Source organism: Cupriavidus pampae (genome assembly GCF_914271485.1).
In the GTDB taxonomy this organism is placed as follows: Bacteria; Pseudomonadota; Gammaproteobacteria; order Burkholderiales; family Burkholderiaceae; genus Cupriavidus; species Cupriavidus pampae.
Genome location: NZ_CAJZAG010000001.1, coordinates 548516 through 561334, shown reverse-complemented (window position 1 = coordinate 561334; position 12819 = coordinate 548516). Strand labels below are relative to the sequence as shown.

The window sequence follows — 12819 nt, the reverse complement described above, 5'->3', positions numbered from 1 at the left end:
GGCAATGATGTCAACAGTCTAGGCCCACGCACGCCAGCGAAGGAAGCGCCGATTTCCGCGCTAGGTGTCCACAAAATGCGCACACCCTGCTCGATGCTTAACGTTCCAACGCGCCCATGGCCGCCGCCATGGCATCGGCCATCAGCTGCGCCGCCGGACTCGCCTCGCCGCGCGTGCGCGTCACCAGCCGCAGCGTCTGTCGCGGCAACCCTGTATCGCGCAGCGGCACGAACGCGACCGCGCCACGCGCACGCGCCTCCATCACGTCGAGCGGATTGAGCAGCGCCACCCCGCCGCCACTGGCGGCCAGCCGCTGCAGCAGCTCGATCGATGTCGACTCCACCACCGGCACCACCTCCAGCGCGGCTGCGGCAAGCGCGCCATCGATCAGCGCGCGAATCGACAGCGACGGCGCGGGCAACAGCAGCGGATAGCCCACGCACTCGGTCAGCGTCGTGACCGTCTGCGCCGCAAGCGGATGCCCCGGCGCCACGACCGCGCCGATCTGCCAGTGACTCCCCGCGACCACGCGCAACGCAGGCAGCGCCGGCAGGTCGTAACCGAGTCCGAGATCGGCATCGCCGTGCTCTACCGCCCGCAGGATGCCCTCGACGGGCAGATCGGCCACGCGCACCGCGATGCCCGGATGACGTTGACGGAAGTCGTGCACCAGCGATGGCATCCACGCGCCCGCGAGACCCGCGGTTGCCGCAACGGTGACCACGCCGCGCCGCGCATGCCGGAAGTCCGCGATGCGCGCGCGCAGCGCCTCGTGTTCGCGCAGCGTCTGGCGCGCGTGCGTCACCACCATTTCGCCAAGCGGAGTCAGCACCAGCCGTCGCTGAATGCGCTCAAACAGCGGCGCACCGAGGTCGGCCTCGAGATCGAGGATCTGCCGGTTGACCGCAGTCGGTGCAACGTGCAGATGCAATGCCGCCTGGCGGATCGATCCGCGGCGAACGACTTCATCGAGATAGCGCAGGACACGTGCGTGCATGCCGCGCATTGTAATGAATGTCCGCGCCTATAAAAATGTTGGCGAGGTGGGCTTGCAACGTTCGCAGGTGCTTGCTAGAATCTCGTTCTTCGTTGGGGCGTTAGCTCAGTTGGTAGAGCAGCGGACTCTTAATCCGTAGGTCGAGTGTTCGAGTCACTCACGCCCCACCACCGAATTTGAAAAGCCGGAATCCGCAAGGATCTCCGGCTTTTTGCTTTGCGCGGCTTCTTGCTTTGCGGCCGGCTTTTGGTTTGGCACGCCCAACAAAAAAAGGCGAGGTGCCGAAGCACCCCGCCCTTTCCATCCCGCCCCAACCGGAGCAGGACGTCAGCGTCCAAACGCTTATGCGCCTTCGCGCGAAGCACGCTTGCGCTCGTGCTCCTTCAGATGGCGCTTGCGCAGACGAATGCTCTTCGGCGTGATCTCGACGAGCTCGTCGTCGGCGATGAATTCCACCGCGTACTCGAGCGACATCTGGATCGGCGGCACCAGACGCACCGCTTCGTCGGTACCCGACGCGCGCACGTTGGTCAGCTGCTTGCCCTTGATCGGGTTGACCACGAGGTCGTTGTCGCGGCTGTGGATACCGATGATCATGCCTTCGTACAGCGCATCGCCCGGCTTCACGAACATGCGGCCGCGATCCTGCAGCTTCCACAGTGCGTAGGCCACGGCATCGCCGTCGTCCTGCGAGATCAGCACGCCGTTGTGGCGATCGCCCAGACCGCCTTCGCGCACCGGCGCGTAGTCGTCGAAGATATGGCTGATCAGGCCGGTACCGCGCGTCAGCGTCAGGAACTCACCCTGGAAGCCGATCAGGCCACGTGCCGGAATCCGGTACTCCAGACGCGTACGACCCTTGCCGTCGGAAGCCATGTCGAGCAGTTCGCCCTTGCGGCGGCCCAGCTCTTCCATCACCGAACCCTGGTGGCCGTCTTCCACGTCCACGGTCAGCAGTTCGTACGGCTCGTTCTTGACGCCGTCGATTTCCTTGAACACCACGCGCGGGCGCGACACGGCCAGCTCGTAGCCTTCGCGGCGCATGTTTTCCAGCAGAATCGTCAGGTGCAGTTCGCCGCGACCCGACACTTCGAAGATCGTGTCGTCGCCGGTTTCGGCAACACGCAGCGCGACGTTCGACTTGAGCTCGCGGTCCAGACGCTCGCGCAGCTGACGGCTCGTCACGAACTTGCCTTCACGGCCGGCCAGCGGCGACGTGTTGACGCAGAAGTTCATGGTCAGCGTGGGCTCGTCCACCTTCAGCATCGGCAGCGCGTCCTGCGCGTCCGGTGCCATCACGGTGCAGCCAATACCGAGCTCTTCAATACCGTTGATCAGCACGATGTCGCCGGCTTCGGCCTCGGCCACGATCTCGCGCTCCAGGCCCACGAACTTCAGCACCTGATTGATACGGCCCTTGATCGGATTGCCTTCGGGACCGAACTTGACCACCACATCCTGCAGCGGGCGCGCACGGCCGCGCGAGATACGACCCACGCCGATCTTGCCGACGTAGCTCGAGTAGTCGAGCGAGATGATCTGCAGTTGCAGCGGACCGTCCGGATCGTCATCACGCACCGGCACCTTGTTCAGCACCGTCTCGAACAGCGGCTTCATGTCGCCATCGCGCACGGCGTCGGTCAGACCGGCATAGCCGTTCAGGCCCGAGGCGTAGATCACCGGGAAGTCGAGCTGCTCGTCGCTGGCGCCCAGCTTGTCGAACAGATCGAAGGTCTGGTTGATCACCCACTCCGGACGCGCGCCCGGACGGTCGATCTTGTTGATCACGACGATCGGCTTGAGGCCGAGCGCGAGCGCCTTGCGCGTGACGAAACGCGTCTGCGGCATCGGGCCTTCGACGGCATCGACCAGCAGCAGCACGCCGTCGACCATCGACAGCACGCGCTCCACTTCACCGCCGAAGTCCGCGTGTCCCGGGGTATCGACGATGTTGATGTGCGTGCCGTTGTATTCCACGGCACAGTTCTTCGCGAGGATCGTGATCCCGCGTTCCTTTTCCAGGTCGTTCGAATCCATCACGCGTTCCGCGATCTGTTGATTCTCGCGGAAGGTGCCTGCCTGGCGCAGGAGTTGGTCGACCAGGGTGGTCTTGCCATGATCGACGTGAGCGATGATGGCGATATTGCGGATAGCGCGGGTCATTGAGGCGTCCCCCGAATTCGGAGCATTCGAAAAATAACCCAACATTCTAGCATGCTGCAGCGCACGAAGCGATCTATCTGCGCATACAGATGCTGTCTGGGAGCGGCCGGGCAAATCCGTGCCTTTTATTGCTAATCGTGCAATGTCGCATTGTGGGCATTGCAGCGCCCAGATCACATGCCTACCCTTGCCCCGGCAACCTTTGCAGTGGCAAGCAATGACTTCTCCGGCACCTCCTTCCTCCTCCAGTGATCTGTTCGATCCCGAGCCCTATGAAATGGGCGGCAGCATCGGCTATGTGCTCGCGCGCGCCAAGAGCCGGCTCGCCTACGGCGTGGAACAGCACGTCAGCGATCTGGGCGTCACGCATGCGCAGGCCAGCTGTCTGATGATGCTCGCGAAAGGCGAGGCACATACGGTGACCGACCTTGGCCGCGAACTCGGCACCGATGTGGGCTCCATTACGCGCCTGCTGAGCCGTCTGGAACGCCGCGGCCTGATCGCGCGCACGCGTCGCGACGACGACCGCCGCGTGGTCGATCTGTCGCTGACCGTCGAGGGCGAGGCGCTCGTCGGCAAGCTGCCGGCGATCTACTGCGACGTGCTCCGGCGCCATTTCGATGGATTCACCACGGCGGAAATCGAGACGCTGCGCGGCCTGCTCCAGCGCGTGATCGACAACCATCAGGACCACTACAAATCATGAATCCAAGCCCTACTTCCGCGCTGAAGTCGCTGCCCGTGCTGGTGCTGTCGGTGCTGACGCTGTCGATACTGGCCGGCTGCGCCGCGTTCGGCGATGCGCAGAGCACGCAGACCCCAACCACGCCGGACACACTGGCACAGGGCAGCGCCCAGGTATTGCCGGCCGGCCACGGCGAATGGCCATCGCAGGACTGGGTCGATCAGTTCCGCGACCCGCAACTGCACGCGCTCGTCGAAGAAGCCACGCAAGACAACCCGAACCTGCAGGCCGCGTTCGCGCGCGTGCAGGCCACACGCGCGATGGCACTGGCCACGCGCGCCGCGCTGTACCCGGGCATCGACTTCGAAGGCAGCGTGGTGCGTCAGCGGTTCTCCTCGACGGACCTGTTCGCGGGCACACCGTTGGCCGGATCATGGCAGAACGCATCGCGCATGCAGTTCGGGCTCGACTACGACTTCGACTTCTGGGGCAAGAATCGCGCGGCGCTGGAAGCCGCGCTATCGGAAGACCACGCCGCCGAGGCCGAGAGCCAGGCATCGCGACTGCTGCTGTCCACCGCCATCGCGCGCAACTACAACCGTCTGGCCGCGCTATACGCGCAGCGCGACGTGGCCGAGCGCGCGATCGCGCAGCGCCGCACCCTGACTGACCTGTCGCAACAGCGCCTTGCCGCTGGGCTCGACACCCAGGTGGAGACCACGCAGGCACGCGGCACCGTCGCCGCGGCGCAGACCGATCTGCAACGCATCGATGAAGACATCGCGCTCGCCCGCAACCAGCTTGCGGCACTGCTTGGCAAGGGGCCCGATCGCGGCCTGCGGATCACCAAGCCGACGCTGCTGGCCCATGCCACGCCGACGCTGCCCGACGACCTCGCCATCGGTCTACTCGGCCGCCGCCCCGATATCGTCGCCGCGCGCTGGCGCGTGGAAGCGGCTGCCGGCGATGTGAGTGTGGCGCGCAAGGAATTTCTGCCGGATATCACGTTCAGCGCCTACGCGGGCGTGGCCTCGCTCGATCCGTCCAACCTGCTGATGGGCATCAGCCGCACGTTCGGCTTCGGCCCCGCGGTGCAGTTGCCGATCTTCGCGGGTGGGCGTCTGCGCGCGAACCTCAAGGGCCGCTACGCGCAATACGACATCGCCGTGGCCAGCTACAACCAGACGCTCGTCGATGCGCTGCGCGAGACCGCCGATACGGTGACCAGCATTCGCAGCGTCGATCAGCAGCTCGTTACGCAGCGCGAAGCACTGGACCTCGCCGAGCACGCCTACTCACTGGCCATCACGCGCTATCGGGCCGGACTTGGCACGCAGCTCACCGTGCTCAATGCCGAGAGCACGGTGCTGCAGCAGCGCCGGCTCTCCACCGACCTGCAGGCGCGCCGGCTCGATCTGCAGATCGGCCTGATGAAGGCGCTCGGCGGCGGCTACACCGCACCGGAGCAGCCACGGCCCACACAGGGCTGAGCCACGCCCTCCCCGCACATACGAACGCCTACGCAAGAGACCAATATGAGCAACGACGCGCAAGCCGCACCCGCCCCGACCGCAGCCGGCAATGACAATGGCAACGGGAACAACCACAAGCGCAAGCGCCTGCTGATCGCGCTGACCGCCGTGGTAGTGGTGGCCGGCATCGGCTACGGCCTGTACTGGGGTCTCTACGCCCGCCACTTCGAGAACACCGACGATGCGTACGTCGCCGGCAACGTCGTGCAGGTGACTCCGCTCGCGGGCGGCACCGTGGTGTCGATCGCCGCCGACGACACGCAGCTCGTCACCGCGGGCCAGGCGCTGATCCAGCTCGATCGCGCCGACTCGCAGGTCTCGCTCGAACAGGCGGAAGCGCAGCTCGCGCAGGCCGTGCGCGAGGTTCGCACGCTGTACGTCAACAATGGCTCGCTCGCGGCCACCGTCGCGATGCGGCAGGCCGATGTGGCCAAGGCGCGTGACGACCTTACGCGCCGCCAGGCCATCGCCAACTCGGGCGCGGTCTCCACCGAGGAGATCGCTCATGCGCGCACCGCGCTGCAGGCCGCCGAGTCCGCGCTGCTCGCCGCGCAAGAGCAACTCGCCTCGAACAAGGTGCTGACCGACCAGACCACCGTGGAGAAGCATCCGAACGTGCAGCGCGCGGCCGCCAATCTGCGCGCAGCCTATCTCGCGTTCGCACGTTCCACGCTGCCCGCCCCCGTCACCGGCTACGTCGCCAAGCGCTCGGTGCAGGTGGGTCAGCGCGTGGCGCCGGGCACGCCGTTGATGGCCGTGGTGCCGCTCGATCAGGTCTGGGTCGACGCCAACTTCAAGGAAGTCCAGATCACGCATATGCGTGTGGGCCAGCCGGTCGAACTCGAGGCCGACGTGTACGGCTCCAAGGTGACCTATCGCGGCAAGGTGGAAGGTTTCTCGGCGGGCACCGGCGCCGCGTTCTCGCTGTTGCCCGCGCAGAACGCGACCGGCAACTGGATCAAGGTGGTGCAGCGTCTGCCCGTGCGGATCGCGCTCGATGCGCGGCAGCTCAAGGACCATCCGCTGCGCGTGGGCCTGTCGATGACCGTCAGCGTCGACGTGCGCAACGAAAATGGCGCGGCGATGGTGTCCGCTATCACGCGTGGACCGATGGAAACCGCGGTCTACGACAAGGTGGCGCAGGATGCCGACACGCTGATCGCGCGCATCGTCGCACTCAACAATGGCGGACGCGTGGCCGCCGCTCCCGCGGGGGCGCCCGTGGTACCGCCGTCTCCGGCAACCGGCCCGGCACGCGGGCCCTCACCGGCTGACGCCTCGCGTCCGTCGGCCAAGCACGCCTGATCGCGCGCCATGGCCGATACCCTCATCGCCAACGCCGACGGCGACCGTAGCGGTGCCCCGCCATCGCCGCCGGCGAGCGCCAATGCAGCGGCCGCGCCGCCGGCTCCCTTGTCCGGCGGCAAGCTCGTCATCGGCACCATCGCGCTGTCGCTGGCCACGTTCATGAACGTGCTGGACTCGTCCATCGCCAACGTATCGATTCCCGCGATCTCTGGCGATCTCGGCGTAGCGCCCAATCAGGGCACCTGGGTCATCACGTCGTTCGCGGTGGCCAACGCCATCTCGGTGCCACTCACGGGCTGGCTGACCACGCGCTTCGGCGCGGTGCGGCTGTTCGTCACGTCGATCCTGTTGTTCGTGTTGTCGTCCTGGCTGTGCGGCGTGGCGCCCAATCTGGAGACGCTGCTCGCCGCGCGCATCCTGCAAGGCGCCGTGGCCGGCCCGATGATTCCGCTGTCGCAGTCACTGCTGCTGGCAAGCTATCCGCCCGCCAAGAGTTCGATGGCGCTCGCGCTATGGGGCATGACCACGCTGGTCGCGCCGATCATGGGGCCGCTGCTCGGCGGCTGGATCTCGGACAACATGACGTGGCCGTGGATCTTCTACATCAATATCCCGGTGGGTCTCGGTGCCGCGTATGCGACGTGGGCGATCTACCGCGAGCGCGAGACGCCCACGCGCATCCTGCCGATCGACCGCATCGGCCTGGCATTGCTTGTGATCTGGGTCGGGTCCATGCAGCTGATGCTTGACAAGGGCAAGGAGCTCGACTGGTTCCACTCGATGTTTATCGTCGCGCTCACGATCACCGCGGTGGTCGGCTTCCTGTTCTTCGTCGTGTGGGAGTGGTATGAGAAGCATCCGATCGTCGATATTCACCTGTTCGGCGGACGCAATTTCGCCGCGGGCGTGGTGGCAATCTCGGTTGCATACGGGCTGTTTTTTGGGAACCTGGTCATCCTGCCGCTGTGGCTGCAGACCATCGTCGGCTACACCGCCACCGACGCCGGCATCGTGATGGCGCCGGTCGGGATCTTCGCGATCATCCTGTCGCCAATCATCGGTCGCGCGCTGCCGAAGGTCGATGCGCGCTGGGTCGCCACCGCGGCGTTTATCACGTTCGGCATCGTCAGCCTGATGCGTTCGGGCTTCACCACTGGTGTCGATACCCGCACGTTGATGATCCCCACGCTGATCCAGGGCGCCGCGATGGCGATGTTCTTTATTCCGCTGACGTCGATCATCCTCTCCGGACAGCCGCCCGCAAGAATCCCGGCCGCGTCGGGGCTGTCGAACTTCGTGCGTATCACGTTCGGCGCAATCGGCGCGTCGATCTCCACGACCATCTGGGAAAACCGCGCCGCGCTGCATCACGCGCAGTTGATCGAACAGGTCAACCCGTACAACCCGACCTACGTGGCGCAACTCGACCAGCTGATGCAGATGGGCATGAGCCGCGCCCAGGCCATGGGCGTGATCGAGCGCAACATCTCGCTACAAGCCTCGATGCTGGGCGCCAACGACATCTTCTGGATCTCGGGCGTACTGTTCTTCGTGCTGATCGTGTTCGTCTGGCTGACGAAACGCGCCAAAGGCGCGGGCAGCGCCGACGCCGCCGGCGCGCATTGAATGGTGTGCTCCCCTCTCCCTCAGGGAGAGGGGCCGGGGGTGAGGGCACACGGCGCATCGACAACTACAGCTTCACCAACCGCTCGGGGCGCAGGGCGCCCTCGCGCATCCGCGCGACGCCCAGCAGGCGCGCAGGCTGCCCGCCATATACGCGCACCAGCGCCTCCTCGACAAGCTCTGCCTCGGCTGGCAAATCGCGGCGCGCGATGCGTTGGCCCTGCAAGAACCGCCCCATCGCCGCCTCGTCGAGCATCACCGGTGCACACCGCTGCAACAACGCGTCCACCGGCGCCAACAGAGCGGGCCGCGCGTCGTCGGCCACCGCATCGATCTGCTCGAGCGTCACAGCGCCATCCAGCGTCAGATCGCCGACGGCCGTCCGCCGCAATGCCGTCAAATGCGCGCCACACCCCAGCGCCTCGCCGATATCCTCGGCCAGCGTGCGGATATACGTCCCCTTGCTGCACGTCACGCGCATCGTAAATGCCGGCGCCGCAGCGTCATCCAACGCCACTGCCAGCACCCCCAACGCATGAATCGTCACGGTACGCGCCGCGCGCTCGACGGTCTCGCCAGCCCGCGCGTACTCATACAACGGCTTGCCATCCCGCTTGAGCGCCGAATACATCGGCGGCACCTGCTCGATCACGCCCGTGAAACGCGCAACCGCCGCATCGAGCGCGGCGCGGTCGACACGCACCTCGCGCTCGATCACCACCTCGCCCTCGGCATCGCCAGTGGTCGTGGTCCGCCCCAGACGCACCACCGCCTCGTAGGTCTTGTCCGCCTCGAGCAAATCCTGCGAGAACTTGGTCGCTTCGCCAAAGCACAGCGGCAGCAACCCGGTCGCAAGCGGATCGAGCGTGCCGGTATGCCCGGCCTTGTTCGCACGCAGCAAACGCTTCGCGCGCACGAGCGCATCGTTCGACGACAGCCCTAACGGCTTGTCGAGCAACAGCACGCCATGCACGTCGCGGCGCGGCAGCCTGGGCGGACGGGTGGCTTGGGAATCGGTCATCGGAGGTGGGGCGTACCGCACGGCACACGCCGGATGCGACAGTAAAGCAAGGCGCCAGTGGCAGCCTTACTCGTCGTCCTTCGCGCGCGTGGCGTTGGCTTCGTTGATCAGCTTCGACATCTCGATCGCATGTTCGACCGACGTGTCGTGATGGAAATGGAGCGTGGGAACGGTATGAATGTGCAAACGCTTGAACAACAGCGAATGCAGATAGCCAGCCTTCTCTCTGAGAATGGCGCTGGCAACTTCGGGCTCGGCGCCCAATACCGTGAAGTAAACCTTGGCGTGCGCGTAATCGGGCGTCAGCGCCACCGACTGGAGCGTTACCAGCCCCAGGCGCGGATCGCGAAGCTCGCGCTGGATCATCGCGGCCAGTTCCTTCTGGATCTGGTCGGAGAGCCGGATATTGCGGGAAGAAATCGTGCCTTTCTTGGCCATCGAAACCTGTTAGTTCTACTTGTATCGCTACTACAAAAACACAGTGGCGGGACATGCCCGCCACTGCCTTGCCGCTGTTACAGCGTACGTGCCACTTCCGTGATCTCGTACACCTCGAGCTGGTCGCCTTCCTGAACGTCGTTGAAGTTCTTGATCGACAGACCGCACTCGAAGCCCTGCTTCACTTCGCGGACATCGTCCTTGAAGCGCTTCAGCGAATCGAGCTCGCCGCTGTGGATCACAACGTTGTTGCGCAGCACGCGCACCAGCGAGTTCCGCTTGACCAGACCGTCGGTGACCATACAACCGGCCACTGCACCGATCTTCGGCACGCGGAAGACTTGACGCACTTCCACCTGACCGATCGTGGTCTCGCGCTTTTCCGGTGCCAGCATGCCCGACATCGCTGCCTTGATCTCGTCCACCGCATCGTAAATGATGTTGTAGTAACGGAGATCGATGCCGTTGTGCTCGGCCAGCTTGCGCGCGCCGGCATCAGCCCGCACGTTGAAGCCGATGATGACCGCCTTCGATGCCACCGCCAGGTTGACGTCGGACTCGGAGATGCCACCCACGCCACCGTGCACGATCTGCACGCGGACTTCATCCGTGGACAGCTTCTGCAGCGATTGCACCAGTGCTTCCTGCGAACCCTGCACGTCGGCCTTCACGATCAGCGGCAGCGACTGAACTTCGCCTTCGCTCATCTGCTCCAGCATCGTCTCCAGCTTGGCCGCCTGCTGCTTGGCCAGCTTCACGTCGCGGAACTTGCCCTGACGGAACAGCGCGATTTCGCGCGCCTTGCGCTCGTCCGGCAGCACCAGCACTTCCTCACCGGCGGCAGGCACTTCCGACAGACCCTGGATTTCCACCGGGATCGACGGACCTGCTTCCTTGGTCGGCTTGCTGTTTTCGTCCAGCATGGCGCGCACACGGCCATAAGCACTGCCCGCCAGCACGACATCGCCGCGCTTGAGCGTGCCGCTCGTCACCAGAATCGTCGCGATCGGACCCTTGCCCTTGTCGAGCTGGGCTTCCACCACGAGACCCTTGGCCGGTGCATTGACCGGTGCCTTCAGTTCCAGCACTTCGGCCTGCAGCAGCACCTGCTCCAGCAGTTCGTCGATACCGGTACCGGCCTTGGCGGACACGGGCACGAACGGCGAATCGCCACCGTACTCTTCCGGCAACACCTGCTCCGCCACCAGCTCCTGCTTCACGCGGTCCGGGTTCGCCTCGGGCTTGTCGATCTTGTTGATCGCCACCACGATGGGCACGCCGGCCGCCTTCGCGTGAGCGATGGCTTCCTTGGTCTGCGGCATCACGCCGTCATCGGCGGCCACCACCAGAATCACGATATCCGTTGCCTTGGCACCGCGTGCACGCATGGCCGTGAAGGCCTCGTGACCCGGGGTGTCCAGGAACGTGATCACGCCACGCTCGGTTTCCACATGGTAGGCACCGATATGCTGCGTAATCCCGCCCGCTTCGCCCGCAGCCACCTTGGTACGGCGGATGTAATCGAGCAGCGACGTCTTGCCGTGGTCAACGTGACCCATCACGGTCACCACCGGCGGACGCGGCAGCAGTTCGGCTGTGACCTGTTCCTCTCCACCGATGTCGAGCAGCGCTTCCGGATCGTCCAGCTTGGCGGCGAACGCCTTGTGGCCCATTTCTTCCACCACGATCATGGCGGTTTCCTGGTCCAGCACCTGGTTGATCGTCACCATCTGGCCGAGCTTCATCATCTGCTTGATGACCTCGGACGCCTTCACCGCCATCTTGTGGGCGAGGTCGGCAACCGAAACCGTCTCGGGCACGTGCACCTCACGCACCACCGGTTCGGTCGGCGCCTGGAAGTTGCTGCGGTCGTCAGCATGATGCTTGCCACCACGGCCGCGCGGACCACCGCGCCAGCCGCCCACGCCACCCGACGAATCGCCGCGCGTCTTCAGGCCGGTGCCCTTCTTGCGCTGATCGTCCTGCCACGTCGACGAAGTGCCGGCCTTGACGACCTTGCCCTTCTTGTCAGCGGTAGTGGTGGTGGTCGTGGTGGCGCCCGCCGTGGCCGGCGCCTTCTTGTCGTCCTTCTTGACTTCCGTGCCCGGCGCCTTCACAGGCTTGTGCAGCGTGCCGGTCTGCTCGGCCTTCTTTTCCTCGGCCTTGCGTTCCGACGGTGCCTTCAGCACGCGCGGCGGCGCATTGAGCATCTGCTGGATCGCGCGCGCTTCCGCTTCCGCGGCTTCGCGGCGGCGACGTGCGGCGTCCTGTTGCTCGATACGCGCGGTGTCCGCGGCGGCCTTCGCATTGTCGACAGCCTTCTGCGCTTCCACGCGTTCGGCGGCCAGACGAGTCTTGTCCTCTTCGGCCTTCGTGCGAGCGGCTTCCTCGGCGGCGTCCGCCACGGCACGCGCGGCTTCGGCTTCTTCCTCGGCCTTGCGGGCCAGCAGTTCGGCCTGGCGGCGTTGTTCGGCCTCCAGCGCTTCCTGCTTGGCGCGGCGTTCAACTTCGTCGCGTTCGGCTTCCTCGCGGCGTGCCTTGAGTTCGGCTTCCTGACGCGCCATCTGCTCTTCCTGCTGACGGCGATCCTCTTCCTCGAGGCGCGCCTGTTCGGCAGTGAGCTCATGTGCATCGGCACCATCCCCATGCGAATCGCCGCCAGCCTCGTCACGCTTGATCAGGACGCGCTTCTTGCGCACCTCGACCTGCACGGTACGAGTCTTGCCGGTGGAGTCGGCTTGGCGGATCTCGGAAGTTTCACGCTTCGTCAGCGTGATTTTTTTCCGAGCGCTGTCATCAGCCTGACCATGCGAGCGCTTGAGGTAATCGAGCAGCCGGGTCTTGTCCGATTCAGTGATGATGTCTTCAGGCGTCGCCTTGCCCACCCCAGCTGCCTGCAATTGTTCCAGCAGGGCAGCTGCGCTGCGGCTCAGTTCTGCGGCCAGTTGGGCAACTGTTGTGCTTGCCATTCAAACCCTTTCAATACTTGGTTTCTACGTCGGGACAGTTTGTTGCGGAAAGCGCGCGACCGGAAAACTCTCCGGCCGTGTCC

General features: G+C 65.2%; 9 protein-coding genes and 1 tRNA gene. 5 read left to right on the top strand and 5 right to left on the bottom strand.

The annotated features are described in order from the left end of the window. Positions 1-97: 97 nt before the first annotated feature. Entirely contained in the window at positions 98-997 is a 900-nt protein-coding gene (locus LDO41_RS02450; RefSeq protein WP_223981398.1) for a LysR family transcriptional regulator, read from the bottom strand. A gap of 94 nt (positions 998-1091) precedes the next feature. Here LDO41_RS02450 and LDO41_RS02445 point away from each other — a divergent pair. Then, a tRNA-Lys gene (locus LDO41_RS02445) sits at positions 1092-1167 on the top strand. Positions 1168-1339: 172 nt separating this feature from the next. Here the strand turns inward: LDO41_RS02445 and typA are convergent. Further along, positions 1340-3160, bottom strand: coding sequence for a translational GTPase TypA (gene typA / locus LDO41_RS02440; RefSeq protein ID WP_223981396.1), 1821 nt, complete (start codon positions 3158-3160; stop codon positions 1340-1342). Between the two features lie 217 nt (positions 3161-3377). Between typA and LDO41_RS02435 the strand changes: the two genes are divergently transcribed. From LDO41_RS02435 to LDO41_RS02420, 4 genes are read left to right on the top strand one after another with little or no spacing between them, the layout of a single operon-like run. Beyond that, a complete protein-coding gene (locus tag LDO41_RS02435) occupies positions 3378-3866 on the top strand; it encodes a MarR family winged helix-turn-helix transcriptional regulator (RefSeq protein ID WP_223981394.1) in 489 nt (162 codons plus the stop codon). Then, positions 3863-5335, top strand: coding sequence for an efflux transporter outer membrane subunit (locus LDO41_RS02430; RefSeq protein WP_223981392.1), 1473 nt, complete (start codon positions 3863-3865; stop codon positions 5333-5335). Before LDO41_RS02435 ends, LDO41_RS02430 begins: the two co-directional genes overlap by 4 nt. Positions 5336-5380: 45 nt before the next feature. After that, on the top strand, positions 5381-6682 hold the full coding sequence (locus LDO41_RS02425) for an HlyD family secretion protein (protein WP_223981390.1): 1302 nt from the start codon (positions 5381-5383) through the stop codon (positions 6680-6682). A 9-nt stretch (positions 6683-6691) separates the two neighbouring features. Then, complete coding sequence (locus tag LDO41_RS02420; protein ID WP_223981388.1) at positions 6692-8311, top strand: DHA2 family efflux MFS transporter permease subunit; 1620 nt, start codon at positions 6692-6694, stop codon at positions 8309-8311. 64 nt (positions 8312-8375) lie between these two features. On the opposite strand, the gene truB is transcribed toward LDO41_RS02420, so the two are convergent. The 3 genes from truB to infB all read right to left on the bottom strand — a co-directional run bounded on the left by truB (position 8376) and on the right by infB (position 12736). Then, complete coding sequence (gene truB / locus LDO41_RS02415) at positions 8376-9329, bottom strand: tRNA pseudouridine(55) synthase TruB (RefSeq protein WP_223981386.1); 954 nt, start codon at positions 9327-9329, stop codon at positions 8376-8378. Positions 9330-9395: 66 nt separating this feature from the next. After that, entirely contained in the window at positions 9396-9767 is a 372-nt protein-coding gene (rbfA, locus tag LDO41_RS02410; RefSeq protein WP_223981384.1) for a 30S ribosome-binding factor RbfA, read from the bottom strand. Positions 9768-9844: 77 nt separating this feature from the next. Next, complete coding sequence (gene infB, locus LDO41_RS02405) at positions 9845-12736, bottom strand: translation initiation factor IF-2 (RefSeq protein ID WP_223981383.1); 2892 nt, start codon at positions 12734-12736, stop codon at positions 9845-9847. Positions 12737-12819: the final 83 nt, after the last annotated feature.